At 40.2% G+C, this 24578-nt stretch carries 18 protein-coding genes and 5 tRNA genes; all 23 read right to left on the bottom strand.

All coding sequences use genetic code 11. The features are described from left to right. Positions 1–290: 290 nt before the first annotated feature. Positions 291–1154, bottom strand: coding sequence for an endonuclease/exonuclease/phosphatase family protein (locus IEY67_RS14515; protein ID WP_183672096.1), 864 nt, complete (start codon positions 1152–1154; stop codon positions 291–293). A 133-nt stretch (positions 1155–1287) separates the two neighbouring features. Next, positions 1288–5580, bottom strand: coding sequence for a DNA-directed RNA polymerase subunit beta' (gene rpoC, locus IEY67_RS14510; RefSeq protein ID WP_122356272.1), 4293 nt, complete (start codon positions 5578–5580; stop codon positions 1288–1290). A gap of 74 nt (positions 5581–5654) precedes the next feature. Continuing rightward, positions 5655–9467 carry a DNA-directed RNA polymerase subunit beta gene (gene rpoB, locus IEY67_RS14505; RefSeq protein ID WP_122356274.1) on the bottom strand — a complete coding sequence of 1271 codons (3813 nt, stop codon included), beginning with the start codon at positions 9465–9467 and terminating at the stop codon, positions 5655–5657. Positions 9468–9574: 107 nt separating this feature from the next. Continuing rightward, positions 9575–9952 (bottom strand): 50S ribosomal protein L7/L12, encoded by a 378-nt coding sequence (gene rplL, locus IEY67_RS14500; protein WP_122356276.1) that lies wholly within the window; start codon positions 9950–9952, stop codon positions 9575–9577. Positions 9953–9996: 44 nt separating this feature from the next. Continuing rightward, complete coding sequence (gene rplJ / locus IEY67_RS14495) at positions 9997–10527, bottom strand: 50S ribosomal protein L10 (RefSeq protein ID WP_183672095.1); 531 nt, start codon at positions 10525–10527, stop codon at positions 9997–9999. A 16-nt stretch (positions 10528–10543) separates the two neighbouring features. Continuing rightward, entirely contained in the window at positions 10544–11242 is a 699-nt protein-coding gene (rplA, locus tag IEY67_RS14490) for a 50S ribosomal protein L1 (RefSeq protein WP_007654180.1), read from the bottom strand. Positions 11243–11257: 15 nt separating this feature from the next. After that, positions 11258–11701, bottom strand: a complete 444-nt coding sequence (gene rplK / locus IEY67_RS14485) for a 50S ribosomal protein L11 (RefSeq protein ID WP_122356280.1) — start codon at positions 11699–11701, stop codon at positions 11258–11260. A 63-nt stretch (positions 11702–11764) separates the two neighbouring features. Then, positions 11765–12307, bottom strand: a complete 543-nt coding sequence (gene nusG, locus IEY67_RS14480; protein WP_075558757.1) for a transcription termination/antitermination protein NusG — start codon at positions 12305–12307, stop codon at positions 11765–11767. A 12-nt stretch (positions 12308–12319) separates the two neighbouring features. Continuing rightward, positions 12320–12514: a preprotein translocase subunit SecE gene (secE, locus tag IEY67_RS14475; RefSeq protein WP_007654183.1), complete on the bottom strand. Its 195-nt coding sequence runs from the start codon at positions 12512–12514 to the stop codon at positions 12320–12322. Between the two features lie 19 nt (positions 12515–12533). Next, positions 12534–12606, bottom strand: a tRNA-Trp gene (locus IEY67_RS14470). A gap of 48 nt (positions 12607–12654) precedes the next feature. Then, the gene (gene tuf / locus IEY67_RS14465; protein ID WP_122356282.1) at positions 12655–13842 is read right to left on the bottom strand and encodes an elongation factor Tu; all 1188 of its coding nucleotides are present in this window, start codon (positions 13840–13842) and stop codon (positions 12655–12657) included. A gap of 50 nt (positions 13843–13892) precedes the next feature. Continuing rightward, positions 13893–13964, bottom strand: a tRNA-Thr gene (locus tag IEY67_RS14460). An 11-nt stretch (positions 13965–13975) separates the two neighbouring features. Beyond that, a tRNA-Gly gene (locus IEY67_RS14455) sits at positions 13976–14048 on the bottom strand. A gap of 51 nt (positions 14049–14099) precedes the next feature. Further along, a tRNA-Tyr gene (locus IEY67_RS14450) sits at positions 14100–14182 on the bottom strand. 25 nt (positions 14183–14207) lie between these two features. Further along, a tRNA-Thr gene (locus IEY67_RS14445) sits at positions 14208–14281 on the bottom strand. Between the two features lie 96 nt (positions 14282–14377). Then, the gene (gene hpf, locus IEY67_RS14440; RefSeq protein WP_122375010.1) at positions 14378–14677 is read right to left on the bottom strand and encodes a ribosome hibernation-promoting factor, HPF/YfiA family; all 300 of its coding nucleotides are present in this window, start codon (positions 14675–14677) and stop codon (positions 14378–14380) included. A 2-nt stretch (positions 14678–14679) separates the two neighbouring features. Continuing rightward, positions 14680–15576 carry a tyrosine recombinase XerC gene (locus IEY67_RS14435; protein ID WP_122356286.1) on the bottom strand — a complete coding sequence of 299 codons (897 nt, stop codon included), beginning with the start codon at positions 15574–15576 and terminating at the stop codon, positions 14680–14682. Between the two features lie 73 nt (positions 15577–15649). Beyond that, positions 15650–15841 (bottom strand): 30S ribosomal protein S21, encoded by a 192-nt coding sequence (gene rpsU, locus IEY67_RS14430; protein WP_122356288.1) that lies wholly within the window; start codon positions 15839–15841, stop codon positions 15650–15652. A 162-nt stretch (positions 15842–16003) separates the two neighbouring features. Continuing rightward, on the bottom strand, positions 16004–17344 hold the full coding sequence (locus tag IEY67_RS14425) for a TolB family protein (RefSeq protein WP_229801078.1): 1341 nt from the start codon (positions 17342–17344) through the stop codon (positions 16004–16006). Positions 17345–17418: 74 nt separating this feature from the next. Beyond that, on the bottom strand, positions 17419–19098 hold the full coding sequence (locus tag IEY67_RS14420; protein WP_229801077.1) for a DUF6057 family protein: 1680 nt from the start codon (positions 19096–19098) through the stop codon (positions 17419–17421). Next, positions 19098–21446: a hypothetical protein gene (locus tag IEY67_RS14415; RefSeq protein ID WP_183672093.1), complete on the bottom strand. Its 2349-nt coding sequence runs from the start codon at positions 21444–21446 to the stop codon at positions 19098–19100. Before IEY67_RS14415 ends, IEY67_RS14420 begins: the two co-directional genes overlap by 1 nt. 110 nt (positions 21447–21556) lie before the next feature. Then, a complete protein-coding gene (locus IEY67_RS14410) occupies positions 21557–22570 on the bottom strand; it encodes a BT_3987 domain-containing protein (RefSeq protein WP_122375006.1) in 1014 nt (337 codons plus the stop codon). A gap of 14 nt (positions 22571–22584) precedes the next feature. Continuing rightward, positions 22585–24576, bottom strand: a complete 1992-nt coding sequence (locus IEY67_RS14405; RefSeq protein WP_122375113.1) for a RagB/SusD family nutrient uptake outer membrane protein — start codon at positions 24574–24576, stop codon at positions 22585–22587. Positions 24577–24578: the final 2 nt, after the last annotated feature.

The raw sequence follows: 24578 nt of genomic DNA, 5'->3' as shown, positions 1-24578 counted from the left end.
GGCGGCCCTTTTCCAGTTGTGTTTTTAATTCTCAATTCTTTAGACCAATGTAAAAAAAATACCTTATTGTGTTTAATATTTATTATCCTGACTTTTAGGCTAAGGTTTTTTTCAGTTCAAACGCATATCTGCATCATGAACGTTACAAAGATACAAACTGTACAAAAAACCTCCAAACACAAAATAGCTATTAACTAATATTTCTTCGATAATTAACAAAATAAAACATCTACAAAAATAGACATAAATGGAATTACTCCAATATACATTTCTCTATAGACCAATATATTCTATTTAATTACCAAAGTTGTAATAACCGGACAATGATCGGACGGATAAAGGTGATTGAGTGTATCTGTTAAGACGCCATTATTCATAACCTTTATGTCGCCTTTTACGAAAATATAATCAATCCACTCACGTTTTTCCAAAGGGATTCGTCCATAATCATGGAAAGTCCATTCCGGACCATATTTCAAATCTGCTATTTCACGTGTATGAGTGATATGCCGGGGATCATTTACATCTGTCAACACCTTGATAGGGTCATCATCCGGAGTTGCATTAAAATCACCTGTAACAATAACGGGCAATCCCTTGGAGAGCTTATGAGCTTCCTCCAAAACTAACGAGGCACCTTCATGACGGGCTACTTTTCCCATATGGTCCAGATGAGTATTCAGGAAGAAAAACTTTTTACCGGATTCCTTATCCTTAAAGATCCCCCAGGTAGCAACACGTTCACAAGCGGCATCCCAGCCTTTTTTACCTACCGCATTCATATCTTCCGCCAACCAGAAATTACCGCTGTCTTCAAGCACAAAACGGTCTTTCTTATAAATGATGGGAGCGTACTCACCTTTTGTCTTGCCATCTTCCCTACCGACACCGACAGATGTATATTCGGGCAAACGGCTCAGAAGATCATTCAACTGATGATTCAACACTTCCTGTGCACCAAAAATATCGGTATTATAGAACTTAACCAAATTGGCAGCCAGATCCTTCCGGTTACTCCACTGATTATCTCCGTCATCTTTTGTATCCATACGGATATTAAACGTCATTACCTTTAATGGCACACCCGGTTGCTTAGCCGATAAGAAACCGACAAACAATAAAACAGAGAGAATACTCAATAAAATCTTTTTCATGATACTTTATATGTTTAGTTATTATAGGCGATAGACAAAAGTAAACTATCTATGCAGATTAAGCAAATTAACAAAAACAAAAAAGGCTCCCGGAAAATACCGAAAGCCTTTTTTATATTATCTGATAAGTTTTTTACTCATCATCTTTATCCATTGTATTAAAATCAACAACATTCTTACGGTTAGCAAAGATGCGTTCAAATTCATCTTTAGCACCGACAACCAACTTGTCGAAATCTCTCTGGCCTGTACCAGCCGGAATCAAGTGACCGCAGATAACGTTTTCTTTCAAACCTTCCAGACGGTCTACCTTTCCGTTGATAGCAGCTTCGTTCAATACCTTTGTTGTTTCCTGGAATGATGCAGCCGACATAAAGCTGTTAGTCTGCAATGCAGCACGTGTAATACCCTGGAGGATCTGGTTGGCAGTAGCAGGAACGGCATCACGAACTTCAACAAGTTTCATATCACGACGTTTCAACATACTGTTTTCATCCCTCAACTTACGGGCTGTTACGATCTGACCAGCCTGCATTGTCTGAGAATCTCCCGGATCGGTAATAACTTTCTTACCCCAGATGCGGTCGTTTTCATCCATTACTTCCAGCTTATCAACGATCTGCTGTTCCAGGAAGCGTGTATCTCCCGGATCAACCACTTCTACCTTACGCATCATCTGACGAACGATAACCTCAAAGTGTTTATCGTTGATCTTCACACCCTGCAAACGGTAAACGTCCTGTACTTCGTTCACGATATATTCCTGAACGGCAGTCGGCCCCTTGATAGCAAGGATATCCGAAGGAGTAGTAGCACCGTCAGACAACGGCATACCAGCACGGATATAGTCATTTTCCTGAACCAAAAGCTGTTTTGACAGAGGTACCATGTACTTCTTCACTTCACCGAGCTTAGAAGTTACAGTGATCTCGCGGTTACCACGTTTGATCTTTCCGAATCCAACTTCACCGTCGATTTCAGAAACGACAGCCGGGTTAGATGGGTTACGAGCTTCAAACAACTCAGTAACACGGGGAAGACCACCGGTGATATCACCAGCCTTACCTACTGCACGCGGAATCTTAACAAGAACTTCACCAGCCTTAACCGGATCACCGTTCTCTTTAACTACGTGAGCACCCAGAGGTAATGAGTAATTCTTCAGGTAATTGCCGTTTTCATCTACGATATGAGCAGCCGGAGCTTTTGTCTTATCTTTAGATTCAATGATGATCTTTTCCTTCAAACCTGTAGTTTCGTCACTTTCAACTTTGTAAGTAACACCTTCTACTACACTTTCGAATTCAATCTTACCGGAAACTTCCGATACGATAACAGCATTGAACGGGTCCCATTCAATAATTACGTCACCCTTACTGATCTTGTCTCCATTGTTGAAGAACAATTTAGAACCGTAAGGTATATTGTGAGTCAGCAATACGATCTTTGTATTCGGATCGACGATACGCATTTCAGCCAAACGGCTTACTACTACCTGATACTTCTTACCAGCTGTAGCGTCGTCAGCTTCAACAGCACGAAGTTCGTCAATTTCCAGAATACCGTCATATTTAGATGTAATGCTGTTTTCTGTAGCAATGTTAGAAGCGATACCACCGACGTGGAATGTACGCAGTGTCAACTGTGTACCCGGCTCACCGATAGACTGTGCAGCGATAACTCCGACAACTTCACCTTTCTGAACCATGCGGCCTGTTGCCAGGTTACGACCGTAACACTTAGCACAAACCCCTTTCTTGGATTCACAGGTAAGTACCGAACGGATTTCCACACTTTCAATAGGAGAATCCTGAATCATCTTAGCAGCATCTTCACGAATTTCTTCACCGGCAGCTACAATCAGTTCACCAGTCAACGGATGCTGGATATCATGTACTGATACACGGCCCAGAATACGTTCATACAGAGAAGCGATCACTTCTTCGTTATTCTTCAGTTCTGTACAAATCAGACCACGCAATGTACCACAGTCTTCTTCATTAATGATCACATCATGCGATACGTCTACCAGACGACGAGTCAGGTAACCAGCATCGGCAGTCTTCAAAGCGGTATCGGCCAAACCTTTACGAGCACCGTGAGTAGAGATAAAGTACTCCAACACAGACAAACCTTCTTTAAAGTTTGAAAGGATAGGATTTTCAATAATCTGACCACCTTCAGCACCACTCTTCTGAGGTTTTGCCATCAAACCACGCATACCAGACAGCTGACGGATCTGTTCTTTAGAACCACGAGCTCCGGAGTCCATCATCATGTATACAGAGTTAAATCCGTCGTTATCAGCAGTCAACTGCTTCATCAGGATATTAGATAACTTACTGTTGACATGTGTCCAGGTATCGATAATCTGGTTGTAACGTTCGTTGAAGGTAATGAAACCCATGCTATAGTTAGCCAGGATCTGTTCTACTTCATCGTAACCTTCCTTAACCAGTTCATCTTTTTCAGGCGGGATAAGTACGTCGGCCAGGTTGAACGACAAACCTCCCTTAAATGCCATGTAGTATCCTAAATTCTTGATATCATCCAGGAATTGAGCAGTACGGGCAACACCGCAAGTCTTAATTACCTTACCAATGATATCACGAAGAGATTTCTTACCAAGCACTTCGTTGATATAACCAACTTCGGCAGGAACGAATTCGTTTACCATCAAACGACCTACTGACGTTTCAGTTAATACCTTAACGATCTCACCATTTTCATTAACATCTTCTACATACACTTTGATCGGAGCGTGGATATCCACTTTCTTTTCATTGTATGCAATTGTTGCCTCTTCCGGTCCGTAGAATACCAGACCTTCACCTTGTGTTCCAGGGCGCAGTTTTGTAATATAATACAAACCAAGCACCATATCCTGAGAAGGAACGGTAATAGGTGCACCGTTAGCCGGATTCAAAATGTTGTGAGAAGCAAGCATCAACATCTGTGCTTCCAATACAGCCTCATTTCCTAAAGGCAAGTGAACAGCCATCTGGTCACCGTCGAAGTCGGCGTTGAATGCCGTACAAGCCAACGGGTGCAACTGGATAGCCTTACCTTCGATCAGTTTAGGCTGGAATGCCTGGATACCCAAACGGTGCAGTGTCGGTGCACGGTTCAGCAACACAGGATGACCTTTCATTACATATTCCAGAATATCCCAAACAACCGGTTCTTTACGGTCAACGATCTTCTTAGCAGACTTAACCGTTTTTACGATACCGCGTTCGATCAATTTACGGATAACGAAAGGTTTATAAAGCTCGGCAGCCATATTCTTCGGCAGACCGCACTCATGCATCTTTAATTCAGGACCAACAACAATAACCGAACGAGCAGAGTAGTCAACACGTTTACCCAACAAGTTCTGACGGAAACGACCTTGTTTACCTTTCAAACTGTCGGATAATGACTTCAGCGGACGGTTAGCGTCTGTCTTAACAGCACTCGATTTACGAGAGTTGTCGAACAGAGAGTCCACAGCTTCCTGAAGCATACGTTTTTCATTACGTAAAATTACTTCCGGAGCCTTAATATCAATCAATCGTTTCAGACGGTTATTACGGATAATAACACGACGATACAAATCATTTAAGTCAGATGTTGCGAAACGTCCACCATCCAGCGGAACCAACGGACGCAGTTCGGGAGGAATAACAGGAACAACCTTTACGATCATCCATTCCGGTTTATTACGACCTCTGGATGCACGGAAAGATTCTACAACCTGCAAACGTTTCAAAGCTTCGTTCTTACGTTGCTGTGAACCGTCTGTACTTGCACGATGACGCAGTTCATAAGAAAGAGAATCCAGATCCAAACGAGCCAGCAAATCATAAACGGCCTCAGCACCAATCTTTGCAATGAACTTATTGGGATCAGTATCTTCCAGCATCTGGTTTTCCTTTGGCAGGTTATCCAGAATCTGCAGATATTCTTCTTCCGAAAGCAGGTCTAATTCAGCAACTGTGTCTACACAACCCGGCTGAATAACCACATAACGTTCATAATAAATGATAGAATCCAGTTTCTTGGTAGGCAAGCCTAACAGATACCCGATTTTGTTGGGTAGAGAACGGAAATACCAGATATGAGCGACAGGAACAACCAAATGGATATGTCCCATACGTTCGCGACGCACTTTCTTCTCTGTAACTTCTACCCCGCAACGATCGCAGACAATACCTTTATAACGGATACGTTTGTATTTTCCGCAATGGCACTCGTAATCCTTGATCGGACCGAAGATACGCTCACAGAAAAGACCGTCACGTTCAGGTTTGTACGTACGATAGTTAATCGTTTCCGGTTTCAACACTTCGCCGCTAGAGTTTTCAAGAATCTCTTCAGGAGAAGCCAGACCGATGGTTATTTTTGAAAAGTTACTCTTTATCTTGTTTTCTTTTCTAAAAGCCATATTGTTTATTTATAAAGAGTTATCAATAGATAAAGTAGATGAGCCGAAACCCATCTACTTATATTGTTGTTGAATTAATCCAGAGTAAAGCTTAAACCTAAACCTCTCAGCTCATGGAGCAATACATTCAGAGATTCCGGAATACCCGGTTGTGGCATCGGATCACCTTTTACAATTGCTTCGTAAGCTTTAGAACGTCCTACAACGTCATCAGACTTAATTGTAAGAATTTCCTGAAGAACATGTGCTGCACCGAAAGCTTCCAGTGCCCAAACTTCCATTTCTCCGAAACGCTGACCACCAAACTGAGCTTTACCACCCAGAGGCTGTTGAGTAATCAAAGAGTACGGACCGATTGAACGAGCGTGCATCTTATCATCAACCATGTGTCCCAGTTTCAGGAAGTAAGTAACACCAACTGTTGCCGGCTGGTCGAAACGTTCACCTGTACCACCATCATACAGATAAGATTTACCGTACCGTGGAATACCCGCCTTGTCAGTCATTTCGTTCAGGTCATCCAAAGATGCACCATCGAAAATCGGAGTTGCAAACTTAACACCCATTGTTCTACCAGCCCAACCTAATACAGCTTCAAATATCTGTCCAAGGTTCATACGAGAAGGCACACCCAGCGGGTTCAAGCAGATATCAACCGGAGTTCCGTCTTCCAGGAACGGCATATCTTCCTGACGAACGATCTTGGAAACAATACCTTTGTTACCATGACGACCGGCCATCTTATCACCTACCTGGATCTTACGTTTCTTAGCAATATAAACCTTTGCCATCTGAACGATACCTGTCGGCAGTTCATCACCGATAGTAAGATCGAATTTCTTACGTCTCAGTTCGGCATCCAGTTCTTTATATTTCTTCAGATAGTTCAGGATCACCTGCTTGATAAGTTCGTTCTTATCAGCATCGGCAGTCCATTTACTAACCTGAACAGCATTGTAATCCAAGTCTTCTAAAGCCTTGCGAGTAAACTTAGCACCCTTTGCAATCACTTCAGTATTCATATAGTCCTTAACACCTTGAGAAACTTTACCAGTAGTAAGAGTCAATAATTTCTCTACCAGCAGGTTTTTCAGGTCGGCCATCTTCATTTCGTATTCTTCATCCAACTTCGGAAGAATAGCCTTATCTGTCAATCTGGACTTACGTTTCTTAACCGCTTTAGAGAATAAAGCCGTATCGATAACAACACCGCGAAGAGACGGAGTTGCTTTCAAAGAAGCATCCTTCACGTCACCAGCTTTATCACCGAAGATTGCACGAAGCAATTTTTCTTCAGGAGAAGGATCGGATTCACCCTTCGGAGTAATCTTACCGATCAGGATATCACCCGGTTCGATACGAGCACCTACACGAACAATACCTCTTTCATCCAAATCCTTAGTCGCTTCTTCGCTTACGTTAGGAATATCAGACGTTAATTCTTCCATACCACGTTTTGTTTCGCGAACTTCAAGGATATATTCATCCACGTGAACAGAGGTAAAGAAGTCTTCACGAACCATACGTTCGTTCAGTACGATGGCATCCTCATAATTGTAACCCTTCCATGGCATATAAGCCACTTTCACATTACGCCCTAAAGCAAGTTCTCCATTCTGTGTAGAATAACCTTCAGTAAGGATATCTCCTGCTTTTACACGCTGACCCCGATGGCAGATCGGACGAAGGTCAACAGTAGTACTCTGGTTAGTCTTACGCCACTTCGGAATAACATATGTCTTAACCGCATCTTCGAAGCTTACGAAATCTTCATCTTCTGTACGGTCATATTTAATCTTGATACAAGTTGCATCTACAAATACAACTTCACCGTCACGTTCGGCCATGATCTGTGTACGTGAATCGCGGGCAACCTGTGCCTCGATACCAGTACCTACGATCGGCGCATCCGTACGCAACAAAGGAACTGCCTGGCGCATCATGTTAGATCCCATCAACGCACGGTTCGCATCATCATGTTCCAGGAACGGAATCAGAGATGCAGCAATTGAAGCGATCTGCTGAGGAGCCACGTCCATCAGGTCGATTTCAGAAGGCGGAACAACAGGGAAGTCTGCTTCGAAACGAGCCTTTACTCTTTCAAGAATAAATTTACCATTTTCATCCAGCGGAGCATTACCCTGTGCAATAGTCATTTCCTCTTCTTCCTCTGCCGTATAATACTGCAGACTCTCGTCGGAAAAGTCTACCTGACCATTCACAACCTTACGGTACGGAGTCGAAATGAATCCCAGATCATTGATCTTTGCATATACACACAAAGAAGAAATCAAACCGATATTCGGTCCTTCAGGAGTTTCAATCGGACAAAGACGGCCATAATGTGTATAGTGAACGTCACGAACCTCGAATCCGGCACGTTCTCTTGACAAACCACCCGGTCCAAGGGCAGACAGACGACGTTTGTGAGTAATTTCAGCCAACGGGTTTGTCTGGTCCATAAACTGTGACAAGGCATTTGTCCCGAAGAAAGAGTTAACGACAGAAGAAATAGTCTTCGCATTAATCAAATCGATCGGAGTAAATACTTCATTGTCACGAACGTTCATACGTTCGCGTACTGTACGCGACATACGAGCCAAACCGATACCGAATTGGTTGTATAATTGTTCACCTACGGTACGTACACGACGGTTACTCAAGTGGTCGATATCATCCACAATCGCTTTCGAGTTGATCAACTCGATCAGATATTTGATGATCTCGATTATATCTTCTTTAGTCAAAACCTTGACATCATCACTGGTGGTAAGGTTCAACTTTTTATTGATTCTGTAACGGCCTACTTCACCTAAATCATAACGTTTTTCAGAGAAGAACAGGTTCTGTATAACTTCACGGGCACTTGCTTCATCTGCAGGTTCTGCATTACGCAACTGACGGTAAATATATAGTACAGCCTCTTTCTCAGAGTTACTCGGGTCTTTCTGAAGCGTATTATAGATGATTGCATAATCTGAAAGATTCTGGTCTTCACGATGTAATAAAACATTCTGTGTTCCAGATTCCAGAATAGCTTCAATACTGTCGCTATCCAAAACCGACTCGCGATCGATGATAACGTCATTACGTTCAATAGAAACAACTTCGCCAGTATCTTCATCCACGAAATCTTCTACCCAGGTTTTCAATACACGGGCAGCCAGCTTACGACCGATCAGTTTCTTCAGATTAGCTTTCGAAACTTTTACTTCTTCAGCCAGGTTAAAGATTTCAAGAATATCTTTATCGCTTTCAAAACCAATAGCTCTTAAAAGGGTAGTTACAGGTAATTTCTTTTTACGGTCGATATAAGCATACATCACATTATTAATGTCTGTAGCAAATTCGATCCATGAACCTTTAAACGGAATGATACGTGCTGAATACAATTTCGTTCCGTTAGCATGTGTACTCTGACCAAAGAATACACCCGGAGAACGGTGTAACTGCGAAACAACAACACGTTCAGCACCATTTATCACAAAAGTACCTCTCTCCGTCATATAGGGGATAGGGCCTAAATATACATCCTGGATTACAGTATCAAAATCTTCATGATCCGGGTCTGTACAATATAGTTTTAACTTTGCTTTTAAAGGCACACTATAGGTTAATCCACGCGCTATACATTCATCAATGCAATAACGGGGCGGATCTATATAGTAATCTAAGAACTCCAACACAAAGTTGTTTCTGGTATCTGCAATGGGGAAATTCTCCGCAAATACCTTATACAACCCCTCCTTCTTTCTCTTTTCTGGAGGTGTGTCAAGTTGAAGAAAGTCTTGGAATGACTTCAATTGAACTTCGAGAAAGTCCGGATACGGAAACTGATTCTTAATCGAAGCAAAATTAACTCTTTGGTTTTCAGCTGTTGAAGACATCTAGTAAGGAATTTATTGAACTTATTGAAATTATAGACACAAAAAGGTTAAGAATCTCCTTTAAGGGAGACTCTTAACCAAATCACCTGGAAACCAGGTTATAAATACTATTTAAGCTCAACTTCGGCTCCAGCTTCTTCCAGCTGTTTCTTTAATCCTTCAGCATCAGCTTTAGCGATTCCTTCTTTGATTGCGCTAGGAGCACCATCAACTAAATCTTTAGCTTCTTTCAAACCAAGACCTGTCAATTCTTTTACTGCCTTAACAACAGCCAATTTGTTAGCACCCGGTGCTTTCAATATAACATCGAAAGATGTTTTTTCCTCTTCTGCAGCAGCAGCGCCACCAGCAGCAGGACCAGCAACAGCAACAGCTGCAGCTGCAGGTTCGATACCATATTCTTCTTTAAGGATTGTAGCCAGTTCGCTAACTTCTTTTACGGTCAGGTTTACTAATTGTTCTGCAAAAGCTTTCAAATCTGCCATTTTTGTATGATTTAAATGATTGTTTACTGTAAAATATTAAATAATTATCTTTCTTCCAAAGTCTTCAACAGACCATGGATAGTTTGTCCTGATGACTGAAGAGCAGAGATAACGTTCTTCGCCGGAGATTGCAACAATGCAATAACATCGCCGATAAGTTCGTTTTTGCTCTTGATATTTACAAGGGCTTCCAGGTTTTCAGCACCGACATAGAAACTTTCCTGTACATAGGCAGCTTTCAATTCCGGTTTAGCGATTTCGCCTTTCTTTGCACCTTTTGTAAATTCTTTGATCAGACGAGCAGGAGCATTTGCTGTTTGTGAAAACATAACAGCTGTATTGCCTTTCAAAGCAATCTGTAGCGGTGAGAAATCACCGTCCACATTTTCTAATGCTTTTTTAAGCAAGTTGTTCTTAACAACAACCAACTTAATTTCCTGCTTGAAACATTCTCTTCTCAATTTGCTTGTTTTCTCAGCATTCAATGCTTCGATATCAGTCAAATAGAAATTAGGATATTCCTTTACAGTTTCTGTAAGCTGGCTTATAACTATGCCTTTATCTTCCTTTTTCATTGTGCAATAATTTTAATTAGTTTTCTTCAACTGATTTCGGGTCAATTTTAATACCCGCGCTCATTGTACTTGAAAGATAAATGCTCTTTATATATGTACCTTTAGCTGCAGACGGCTTCAACTTCAAAAGAGTTGAAATAAATTCCTTCGCGTTATCACGAATCTGATCGGCATTGAAAGATACCTTTCCGATTGATGTATGAACGATACCGGATTTGTCTACTTTAAAGTCGATCTTACCTTGCTTAACTTCCTTCACTGCATTGCCGATCTCATTGGTAACCGTACCGCTCTTAGGGTTAGGCATCAAACCACGAGGGCCTAATACGCGACCTAAAGCACCGATCTTACCCATGATTGAAGGCATAGTGATGATAACGTCAATATCAGTCCAACCACCTTTAATCTTATCGATATACTCATCCAAGCCAACATAGTCAGCTCCAGCAGCAGTTGCTTCAGCTTCCTTGTCCGGCGTACATAATGCGAGAACCCGAACCTGCTTACCTGTTCCGTGAGGAAGTGAAACGACACCTCTCACCATTTGGTTAGCTTTACGGGGATCAACTCCTAAACGAACATCTACATCTACAGATGCATCAAACTTAGAAGTAGTAATTTCTTTTACTAATGCTGATGCTTCCTTTAATGTGTATGCTTTCCCAGCTTCAATCTTGCCTAAAGCTAACTTTTGATTTTTTGTCAGTTTACTCATTTCAATTGAAGTTTATTAATTATTACCCGGGAATGTCCCTTTAACAGTGATACCCATACTTCTAGCTGTTCCAGCAACCATTCGCATGGCAGCTTCAACAGTAAAACAGTTCAAGTCGACTAATTTGTCTTCTGCAATAGTTTTTACCTGATCCCAAGAGATTTCAGCAATCTTCTTACGGTTCGGCTCAGCAGAACCACTCTTCTGTTTGGATGCTTCCAGCAACTGAATAGCAACAGGAGGGGTTTTAACGACAAAGTCGAAAGACTTATCGACATAGTAAGTAATTACCACAGGTAATATCTTACCAGCCTTGTCTTGGGTTCTGGCATTAAATTGCTTGCAAAACTCCATAATATTAATACCCTTAGAACCTAAAGCAGGTCCTACTGGGGGAGAAGGGTTTGCTGCTCCTCCTTTAATCTGCAATTTGATTTGTCCAGCAACTTCTTTAGCCATTTTTCTAAAATTTAGATATATAACATCAATAACAGAAAGAAAACACTTTTCGTAACAAAAGCATTACTCCTTCTCAACTTGCATATAACCCAACTCAAGCGGTGTTTTACGTCCGAAGACTTTTACCATCACTTTAAGTTTCTTTTTCTCAGCGTTGACTTCTTCGATTACACCAGTAAAACCGCTGAACGGTCCAAAGGTGATCTTAACACTTTCACCAACATAAAACTGGATATCCAGTTCTTCCTGTTGATCCTGCAATTCGTCAACCGTACCTAAAATACGACTCACTTCAGAAGGACGCAACGGAACCGGGTTATCAGACCCGCCCAGAAAACCAATCACATTGGGAATGTTTCTTAATCGATGAGCGACTTCTCCGACTAATGCTGCTTCTACCAATACATAACCCGGCAAGTAAGCTCTTTCTTTCATCACCTTCTTACCATTACGCACTGTAAAAGTTTTCTCCGTAGGAATCAGAACCTGGTTGACATACTCACCCAGATCCGTATTCTTCAACTCAGCCTCGAGATATTCTCTGACCTTATTCTCCTTACCACTAATGGCACGCAGAACATAAAATTTCTTTTGGATATCAGACATATCTAAAACTGATTAAAAGATTTTCTCGTAGAAGAAACGCATTACGCTTTCGAAGCCTAAGTCTACAACAAAGATTACTGCTGCAATTATAAGGGAAGCAAACATAACAACCACAGCACTATTGGAAAGCTCTGTTCTAGTGGGCCAAGAAACTTTATAAACAAGTTCGTTATAAGATTCCTTAATATAAGTAATTATCTTTTTCATCGAATCTATAGATTTTTAGCACGGAAGGAGAGGCTCGAACTCCCGACACCTGGTTTTGGAGACCAGTGCTCTACCGACTGAGCTACTTCCGTAAAATAGCCAGTCTCTATTAAAGACTGGCTACACATATTGTAGTAATATTAGTCAATCAATTCTGTAATCTGACCAGCACCTACTGTACGTCCACCTTCGCGGATAGCGAAACGAAGACCTACGTTACAAGCTACCGGGTAGATCAGTTCAACGTCGATTGTTACGTTATCACCAGGCATAACCATTTCAGTTCCTTCCGGAAGAGTAATTTCACCTGTTACGTCCAATGTACGGATATAGAACTGAGGACGGTATTTATTGTGGAACGGAGTGTGACGACCACCTTCTTCTTTCTTCAGGATATAAACCTCAGCCTTGAAGTGAGAGTGTTCTTTAACCTTACCCGGATGGCAGATTACCATACCACGTTTGATTTCGTTCTTGTCGATACCACGCAGCAACAGACCTACGTTGTCACCAGCTTCACCCTGATCCAACAGTTTACGGAACATTTCCACACCTGTTACAACAGATTTCTTACCGTCAGCACCCAGACCGATGATCTGAACTTCTTCACCAACTTTTACGATACCTGTTTCGATACGACCAGTAGCAACAGTACCACGACCAGTAATAGAGAACACGTCTTCAACCGGCATCAAGAAAGGTTTGTCAACTTCACGCGGAGGCAGCGGAATCCAAGTATCGCAAGCTTCCATCAGTTCCATTACTTTATCTTCCCATTTCGGATCACCGTTCAATGCACCCAGTGCAGAACCACGGATGATCGGAGTGTTGTCACCGTCGAACTGATAGAATGAAAGAAGTTCTCTCATTTCCATTTCAACCAATTCCAACATTTCTTCGTCGTCAACCATGTCGCATTTGTTCATGAATACAACCAGCTTCGGTACGTTTACCTGACGAGCCAACAGGATGTGTTCGCGAGTCTGAGGCATAGGACCATCAGTTGCAGCAACTACGATGATAGCACCGTCCATCTGAGCAGCACCAGTAACCATGTTCTTTACGTAGTCGGCGTGACCCGGACAGTCTACGTGAGCATAGTGACGGTTTGCAGTCGAATACTCTACGTGAGAAGTGTTAATAGTAATACCTCTTTCTTTTTCTTCAGGAGCGTTGTCGATAGAATCGAATGAACGCAGTTCTGAAAGACCTTTCTTTGCCAATACTGTTGTGATAGCAGCTGTCAAAGTTGTTTTACCGTGGTCAACGTGACCAATCGTACCAATGTTCACATGTGGTTTCGATCTGTCAAATTTCTCTTTTGCCATAACTTAATTGTTCTTTATTTGATTAATGATCATGTTCTAAATATCATCTGAGCCGGTGCCGAGACTTGAACTCGGGACCTCTTCCTTACCAAGGAAGTGCTCTACCGCTGAGCTACACAGGCGAAATAAAAAGAGCGGAAGACGGGGCTCAAACCCGCGACCCTCAGCTTGGAAGGCTAATGCTCTATCAACTGAGCTACTTCCGCAATTTTAATTCTTTCACGAACCAATCTGCTTTTTAGATTGTTCCTTAGTTGTGGGCAGTGATGGATTCGAACCACCGAAGTCGAAAGACAGCTGAGTTACAGTCAGCCCCATTTGGCCACTCTGGTAACTGCCCCTATTTTTAATTTTCAATTCCTTTGAGCCTCTTGTCGGATTCGAACCAACGACCCCGAGATTACAAATCACGTGCTCTGGCCAACTGAGCTAAAGAGGCGAGCCTTCTTCTAAAAGAAGCCGTTTCGTCGTGTAGGCGAAACGGCTGCAAATTTAGATATTATTTCTTACATACCAAATTTATCTACCGTTTTTTTTATTTGGCTCTGATTTTTTCCTTGAATTTAACTAATTGCTTTTCCAAAGCTTCAACACATTCGTCAATAGACGCTTCAAAAGTGTCGTTTATCTTCTCCGCAAAGCAATCGCCATTCTTTATTTTTAGATGCACAGCTGCTTCTTTATTCTTAGCTGATTCGGGTTTCACAACCTTCAACGTTACTTCTGCTAATATTATGCCGTCGAAGTATTGCTCCAACTTACTAACTTTTTTCTGAATAAACGCTTCTAACTGAGCTGTTGCGTCAAAATGGATTGCTTGAATTCTAATGTCCATAATTAACCTCCTTCTTTTTTAGCTCTTGGATGAGCATGATACACTTTTTTTAATTCCTCAAAGGTTGTATGTGTGTAAACGCTGGTTGAAGCCAAACTACTGTGTCCTAACAGTTCTTTCACAGCATTCAGCTCTGCTCCATTATTCAACATACTTGTTGCAAACGAATGTCTCAATACATGAGGGCTACGTTTCGCCAATGTTGGGATCTCCGACAATTTCTTCTTTACTATATTATAGACGATGCCTGCCGATAGTTGTTCCCCGTTTTTTCTTACAAAAAACCATCCGCTCTCCGAACCAACTTCACGATTTCGAACTTCAGTGTATGCCTGTATTAAGTTTTTTAATCCTTCTGCAAATGGAATCAGTCGCTGCTTGTTACGTTTACCTGTTACACGCACTTGCATCGTATCACAATCAACATCAGAATCACAAATTCCGGTTAATTCCGAACGACGAATACCTGTATCATATAGCATTTCAAGTATCAGACGATCCCTTACACCCTCAAAATCCTCATCAAACCCATCACCATCCAACAACAATTCCATTTCTTTATCTCTGACGAAATAAGGCAACGGCTTCTTTGTCTTCGGTCCGGTTATTAACCTTAATGGATTAACAGAGATGCTTCCCTGCTTCATAAGGAATTTAAAAAAAGACTTCAAAGAACTTAATTTCCGATTGACCGACACAGGAGACATCTTATCGTCCATTAAAGAAACGATCCAACATCTAACTAAATCCGCATCGACTTCATCCGGAGCAAATCTGTTATCCTTATTCACTTTTACATACTCTTCGAACTGACGCAAATCTTTCGAATAAGCCTCTATCGTATAATTGGAATAGTTCCTCTCATACCGAAGATAATCTAAAAATGAATCTATCAACATATCTGCGTTGCATCAACTTTTATGCAACGAAAATAGGAATAAGAATTCAATAAAACAAGCCTGGCAGGATATTTTATTCTTCTACCTGCTGCAATTGCTGAACGTAAACTGCACGCATAGTTTGTTTTCTCTTTTCAACAGAAGGCTTTATGAAAGCCTGACGACTTCTCAGTTCTTTTACTACTCCTGTTTTTTCGAACTTTCTTTTAAATTTCTTAAGCGCTTTCTCGATGTTTTCGCCTTCTTTCAATGGAACTACGATCATAATTTAATTATTTATTGTTTTTAATTATATCCTCAAAATGGGCAGCAAAATTACTGATTCTTTCGTTATTAGCAAAACTTTCGGGAATTTATTTTCACGAAGCCTCCACAAAAGAAGCTAAAACCAGATCCGCTATGAAACTCTTCGTAGCAGTTATGCACATCATCTCCTTATAGCCATCTCCAACTCCTTCCTGTTTGTTCGAACCATCCCTTTCATAAATTCGGGTACATTATAAGACTTATATTGAAAAAAATAAGAATCATTACTTTTTTGCGGTAATAAAAATGGCTTTCCTGCATGTCCTAAAGAATCAATATGAGCTAGATATAAACAAGTAAAAAGTCCTGTCATCCGACGGCTGCTAAAAACAATCCAATGTCCTTCCGACGACCAGGAATGGAAACTTTCCGCCTCTTCCGAATTCAAGACAGATATATCTATTTCTCTTTGGGATTGTAAATCATACATGCATAAATCCGCATCTCTGTGCCAGATAGAGAAATTACCGTAAGCATGCCGTGTATACAGCATAAAACGCCCGGACGGTGAAATTTTAGGAAAAGAGAGGCTGGCATTTAGTGTGTCTACCCGTATCACCGTATCTATTCTACTTCCCAAGACACCCTTTTCCAAATCCACATCCAGACTGCATAAATTGTATTGCACAAAATTAAATGAATCCGGTAACGATATCGCTGGAGCTGAACAAAAGTACAACTTTTTTCCATCGGAAGAAAAACAAGGAAAAGTCTCATAGGCATTAGCCGACGATAATTGAGAACTGGTTAAAAGTATATTTTTTTGTACATCCAAGATCACGATATCAGAGTGCAGGTCCATCACCTCAATACGGTTCCTATGCTGTGAATGTACCGTCTGTACTGTCTTATTTACAGAAAAAGCAATATATTTCCCCGAAGGATGCCAGGATGGATAAACTAATACTTTTATTTTTTCAGAATAATCCGTATTCAATTTGCTAACAACACCATCTTTAACCAAGATAGTTCCTGCCGACTTAGAACGTTGGTGAAATATATATTCTTCCGGGTTTCCCTGATTCGTCGTATGGCAATTCACGCAAGTCTCTTTTACACCTGAATTTTCAAAAATAGCATTTTCTTCATAATTAGCCAAACAACGTTGATAGATACCCATATTTCCCCACACTTCATATCCCGGTTCTATCAGGCGATAAGAAAGATAAGGATCTATCGGATCAGCGGATACATAAATCTTAAAAGAATCAACATTATTCCACAGACGATCGGTCTTTTTCTGAACCCAAACATTCAGTACACTATCCGACATTACTAATTCTCTCCATTCATGTGAGGAGAAATAAATCTCTTTACCCTGACGGACTAACTCACAGGTTTGCGTACGTAATAATATCCGGACATCTTTATCCATTTCCGGCAGATTCACGTAAAAAGATAACGGTGCTATATTAACCGGTATTGTAACATCTCTATAATCCGGAAATATAAGTTCCCTCATTGCATAGCTTGGTCGTTCTTCCCCACCACAAGATAAAAACAGAATTACATACCAACAAAATAATAAATATTTAATCATAACCGAACCGGATTAAAATCATAATAATACCAATAACTCTTTGTATAACAAACGTTTCTACTTTCTTTTCCGGATACAGATATCTTCGATCTATTTGCCTTACAAAAAGATTGATAAGCCAGAAAACGTTCCTTCAAGGCATCCGGTATCGAGAAATAATCGAGTATTTGAAGATTACTACGCGCTCCTATAAGAATTGCCTCTTGATAAATAACCGGAATATTTTTTTCATTTTTATAAAAATAGTAAAATGCTTTCAAAAACTCATTCAAGTTTTTATCCAGTAAATATGAACATAAAACAAAATCAGCCAATTTCTTATCATAGACGTTATCGTAAGCCAACTGATCCATATTCTGGCGATATACAAAATTATCAACCCGAGATTCAATCGGTCTCAAGCTAAGAGTGTCCACCTCCCAATCTCGATAGACCCACGTTTTATGCAAATAAGAAAGATATTTATCCACAACGGCACATTCTCCTTCTTCCCGATTACATACGACTAACATTTTCAATGCCAGTGGATATCCGACAGATCGTGCGCAGACATTACATTCAAAAGCATATTTTCGAGCCGATGCTATATCTCCATAGCAATAACATATCTGTTGTAGTGTCATAGATACAAAAGGAGTCATATTCCAGTCAACAAACAGTCCTTTACTCCCCTGTTGTGTATACATCAGTAAGGAGTCTGCCAAAATACCCTGTTCAGCCAAAGCTAAATTCTGATAATTAAGACACAATAAATCCGCAGGAGGCTGTATCTTACAACTATGTAATATCTTTTCCCACTTTTTATGAGCTGCATAATAAGCATATTTTTTCACCGGCAAAGATTTCCTGTCATCATATTCGGACAATAAAAAAACACCGCAGAGGAACAATAGAACCACCTGCATGCCAACCTTCCCATATTTATTTTTTATCATGCTAAAAATAAAATCCGAATATGAACTCAGAAACGGACTGAAAGCCAATAAAAACCACGGAGCATAGATAACCCAGCCTGCCCCTCCTTTCAATGCATATATCCCATCTGCAAAACATATAATCTCCGAATAATACAGATACCCGGCATGATCCAGATAAAACACCAGCAGAATCATGAAAACCAAAGGCATAAGAAGCATGCTTTTTTTTATTCTATATACATTTATTTCCAGCATCAATAATGAGACTGCAAAAACGACAAATACCGATCCGGCTATCAGATATAACAAGCAGCTCATCAGACATCCGGTCAGGATACGTACGATATCTTTCCGAATACGCTGGTAAGCCAGCAGAAAAATTACACAAAACAAATAAGCAACTATCCCTGCATAAAGAAAATTAAAATCAAGAATATCAATCAGTAAAAACAGGAGAATAAGACCTTCCGGTAAAAAACATGTATTATTGAAAGATCTGGATTTTTTCACTAATCCGGCTGCACATACTAATAAAAATGCTGTAATAATCTCGCCAACCAGAGGATAATAAAAAAATTGTACAAAAAACTCTCCTAGATATATGGATAAGCCTCCAGGATGAAAAATCGTTTCAAACAGATAATCTTCCGAAAACATAAACAACTGAAACTGTTCGATATAGAAAAAATGATAACTATATCCAACCTGTAATAACAGAACCAGAAGAATAAACAGACTTATATACAACAATTTACTCATCATTCTACAATTTTCAATAAATCACCTGAATACCGATACAACTGCCCACTTTCATCCACACCTTCAATTACAACATGATATGATGCAGGGATATCCGAAGCATAAAATTCCACATTTGCACCTTCCTGTGAGTCTATTTCCAAAGTTGGATTCCAATAAATCGTACTACGTACATCCATTTTTTCCAACTGTTTTTCATCAGGCATATCATATACCGGATGGTAGAATTGATCCGGCTTCACATATCCAAGCGAATGAAATAAAGCAACCCCCTTTCTTTTACGGCTCATCGCTTCCGGCTTCAATGTAATCACCACGGCAGGAGTCGACTTACTAACAGAACCATATTTACATCGCTTCTGGTCCTTAAATACATCAAAGCTTTTCATGTCATCCGGATAAATCGTTTCCAATATATAATTATCATCCCAACAACACATCCCATCAATCACTACTAACGGATCACTTATATCTGCTGCTCCCATAGCATTTCTGAATAAATCTTTTGCAGTTCTGGATACAGACTTTCCTAGCATCTCTTCTGTCATCGAATAATCAGCCCACACACGTTCGGCCTTCTCTTTAGCTGTCTGGCTCCGTTTACCTTCAATGACAACATCTTCCAGATTGATTACACGCATACCACCGGCATCTATTGCAGAGGATAAATAATGCGGATTAAAAACAAACAATGAATCAGGAAATAAATTTTTATTTTTTACAACCGGAATAGTTTCTTCGTCCATCTTTATATCGACAACAGCCAAGCCTTTTTTGCTACGGGCCTGTATTACAAAAGTTGTCGAGTCGCAATAATCAATTCCATCCAGCAGGAAACAGCCTTTTTCATCCGACTCCAAAGACCTGACCAGATTATTTACCGGATCAACGGCAACTATTGCCGCCTCTTTCGCCTCTTTACCCCAAAAGTTCAAAATTCTCCCACTTATATACTGTCCTTTCTCCACGAAATAAGCGGGCACATGTGATTGTTCGGTAAAAGGGTTGACTTCAAAACGACTCCATCCATGCGTCAACATCAATAAATCCAGCCCCCTTATAGCCTTTCTGGACTTCTCTTTAAAATACCATCCAGGATTCTCTATAAACCCTTTCAAATCCGATACAAGCAATAGTTCGGAATAAATATTACCCGATAGCGAATCCATAAAAACCGAATTATTATCCGTAATACTTAAGGAAAAGAACCCTTTCACTGATGATTCCGACTCAGTATCTAACTTGATATTTACTTTTATTTTTTCCCGACGATCATATTTTTTCTTATCAGTTTGTAAAGTCCAACAACTGTTCTTTTCCGGATAATTAAATATCAACCGCTCACTCAATTTATTCCCGGTCTGATCCATCAACAGAAAATGAGAAATACCATCCGGGAAATAAGAGGAATTGATAACCCCCGTATAGTTATCATTACTCACCGGTAACAAAAAGCGAAGTGATCCTCTTGTATGGCCGATCAAATATAACGAATCCGATTGCTTACTTGCAGGCAGAGACGAAAAGATACGATAACGTATTTTTCCTGCCGACTGATTTAATGACAATGTAATACCAGAATCTTCCGCTTGTGGCAATTGTATCTTTTTTTCTGCGCATCCGGGAGAACGGACTAATGCATAATATGAATTATCTTTCTCCGGAAAAAAAGAAAAAGCTCCCATACCATCATGTTCACTCTCTAATTGTGTGAGCGTATCCCCTAACTGATTAACTATATATCCTTTCATCACTCCACTATAGCCATCCGAGCGCTGACATTTATAAGCTATTTGCTGACGATATCCAATTAATAAATGTCCTCCCTCGGGAAAGAAGGAAACACTAAAATCATTTTCCCCTATATCTTCCTTATTGAAATCTACAGAATCAGACCTATCCAATACATTGGCTACCGGAATATTTTTCTGAAAGAAAAAACCGGAATCAGTATTACGCATCCAATTAGTATATCCTCTCAATGTATATTCGCCTACAGGAAGATCCAAAGGCAATGACAAATTTCCCCAAAACCCTCCTTCATTTTTCTTCACTTTTTGCCTGCGAATAATTTTATTATCCTGATTAACTAATTCCACATAAATAAAGTTATCCGGCATATCCGGTTTATGGGTAGACGAGTTTACCAGATATCCCTTAAACCAAATCTGTTCTCCCCCGGCATAATAGGGCTTATCCAAATGTAAATACAACTTTTCCTGTTGAACCATCCGGAGATTATCAAAAAAGGAAAGAATCTGTTCACTTGTTGTTTTTTCCTGAAATAAACGAAACGACATCATTCCATTCAACAGGACACAAACTATAATCATAAATAAGGGTTTCATAAATCAACTGATATTTTTCATCATTCCTTCATGATACTTTATAAGAGGTCCAAAAAAGCCAAAAACGATTGTTTCCTGCTTTTTTGGACCTACAAAGAAGAACCAGTATACTACTTTGCTAACTGTTTCATATTTTCAGTAACAACGACCCAATCACTCCATTCCGCCTCCTGATCTTCCGAGGCAGGAGAAACCAAAGTACGATATCGATAAGAAATATGGAATCTCATTATTCCCAATTCTTCACCATATCGGTTCGATTCAGCGACAGTCAATACTTCTTTATCGTCTTCACTTCCCAACATTTCAACCTGTATATTTTCTTTCTTATAAGGATATACTGTCAATGGATAATAAGAGACACCATTATAAGTCAATGTTCTTTCTTCACCAATCTTTACAATAATACTATATTTATTGATCAACTCCAGATCAGCTTTATTTCCACTGTTTTCCATACCGGCATTAATCCTTACTTCCTGCTTGCTTAAAGGATACATACGTTTATTTGCAGCAATTTTAGAAACAGTCCCGTCGCCTATCTGGCGAGTTCCTCTCATCGACATTAACGTATTATCCTTTTCCGAAGCATAATCATTCTCCAGAACTACCTGATAAAGCACACGATTTTTCTTCGGATTAATTTCATAAGCAGAAACGCTCGTCAACTTCAATGGTATCATATACAAAGAATCCGGGGAAAGTCCTTGCGGACGTATCTTAATAGGCAATAAAGCATAAGGCATTTCTCCTCCCCGCCTCATCGTTACTGAATATGAATCGATCGTATATTTAGACGGAGACAATCTTTTCGCATACTTGTCCGTATCCAAGTCATAGTTCAACAAATTATATTCATCCAGCAATTCTTCATCAGGTTCCAACGTAAACGTCACATCCTGGTCTATATCCAGTGTACCTCCAGCATAAAGAGTCAAATAACCAGTGCTTTCTGTTTCATTCAGTGAGTGAAGGACCTGAAAAGCCATATTATCATCACTTAGCACATAAAGCACTTTTTTATATTGTTCTTCCTGAAACATATTACTCTGGTTACAAGCGATAAGTCCGACAAAGAACAAACATGCTGTTATTCTATATATTACCTTATTTATCATATCCATATATTTTATTATTATTAATTATCCCATCCCGGATTTTGATCCATTTTCGGCACTTTTCTTATTTCCTGACGGCTAATAGGCAACCAGATCATTTTTCTTTCGACCTTACGGTTTCTGGCAATCGGATGATTTACAACTGTACGTTCATAATAACTGTCTTTACGCGATTCCGTGTCCATCCCGACAATAGGATCTTTATCGACCTCTTCATAAATTCCCCAGCGACGTACATCATAGAAACGACGATTCTCATGCAAGAACTCGATCATTCTTTCCCGTACTATCAGATCGAACATTTGATCGCGGGATGATAATTCAGCTGATGTCAAACCCGGAAGCCCGGCACGATAACGAATCATATTAAAATATTTAGCCATTTCATTCTCATCTCTGGTAAATGTCCGGCTGTTTCCGTCAGCATCCGTAATAGTATGTCCTCCCGTCAGGTTGTTAAGTGCCTCCACATAAGAAATAAGAATTTCTGCATAACGAATTATGGGGAAAGGTTTTTCCAGTCTCTCCGCATCATTTCCCGCCCAGGCATCATCTTTGTGGATATACTTCTTTATTACATAACCAGTAATCGGATAGTTTCGAATATCTGAGTTGGTACGGTCTTTTCCTGAATTTCCACCCTTAAAATAGGTGATCGTCTGATTTCTACGACCACTCTCACTCGTTGAAAGACAAGGCCAAAAACATTCACAAAAACCGATAGAGGCATAAAAACGCATTTCCCTATTCAGATACATATTATACACACCATTATTCAACTGGTAACCGGAGAAAGATTGCTTCTCACTGGAAAATCCGACTTCCGAATAGGGGTACTCTTCACTCGAGTCGTTGATATCACGACCGTCTACCATATAATACGCATCTACAATTTTTTGAGGCACAGCCATGCCGTTCCATCCACCTAAATTATCAATAGGAAATGCATGCCGGGTATATTCTCTTACATTACTGGAAGTACGTCCCCATACAAACTCTGTATTTTTCTGTGACAAAGCTTCTCCCGTAAACATATCGCTATACGATTTGAAAGGATCGATATTTCCGGCTCCATTGGGAAAATCTCCCGAAGGGACATTCTTAGGTAACGGCATGGTCGTTGAATCGCGTTTTACCGTATACAACTCATAGACTCCCATATCTATCACGCGTTTTGCTGCAGCTGCAGCAATCGCCCATTTATTTTCGTCATATTGTTGTGAGACATAATCAACTCCATCGACCGAACGTTTCCAGGATGCGAAATGCGTTTTAGCCGCTGCGCCACCATTAAACAAAGGACTTGCCTGCTGTAAACGCAGACGTGCAATCAAACCGTATGCCGCTCCACGAGTAGGACGACCGAATTGTCCCATAGAGACAGTTAAAGGTATATATTTCGCAGCCAACTCCAACTCGTCACAAATATAATCGACCGACTCATCATAGGTCGCTCTTTCCCGATTGTAATACTCCGGCTTCTCATTCGTTTCCAGTGTTTCATCACCTATCAAAACTACCGGACCAAAATTCATCAGTATATGATAATAAGCATAAGCACGCATAAAATGAGCATACCCCAATATTTCACGCTCTTCTAAAGTCGTAAGATCTTTACACTCATCTATTCGTTGAAAAATAAGATTAGTTTTCCGTATAATCTTATACATTTGAGGCCAGACATTCATACTCATCAGATTGTCCGGATTTATATTTCCCAAAACAAACTGCGTGCCCGGATACTCGTCATGGTCCCACATAACAAAAGCTTCATCCGAAGCGACAACTCCCGGCGTATACGTACTCCCCCAAATAGCCCCTTCATCATAAAAAAAAGCTGCTGTACCCCATAAATATTGTTGCAAATTCAACTTATTATGAAAGATCGAATCATATCCCAATGTATCCATAAAATAATCATCTACATTCAGATAGTTACACGAGCTCATAGAACAATACAAAGCAATAAAAGCAGCAATGATTAAATGTTTCAAATATCTTAAATATCTCATAT

Origin of the sequence: Parabacteroides faecis (assembly GCF_014647375.1) — a bacterium.
In the GTDB taxonomy this organism is placed as follows: domain Bacteria; phylum Bacteroidota; class Bacteroidia; order Bacteroidales; family Tannerellaceae; genus Parabacteroides; species Parabacteroides faecis.
The sequence above is the reverse complement of the archived record's forward strand: the minus strand, read 5'-3'. Positions and strand labels throughout refer to the sequence as shown.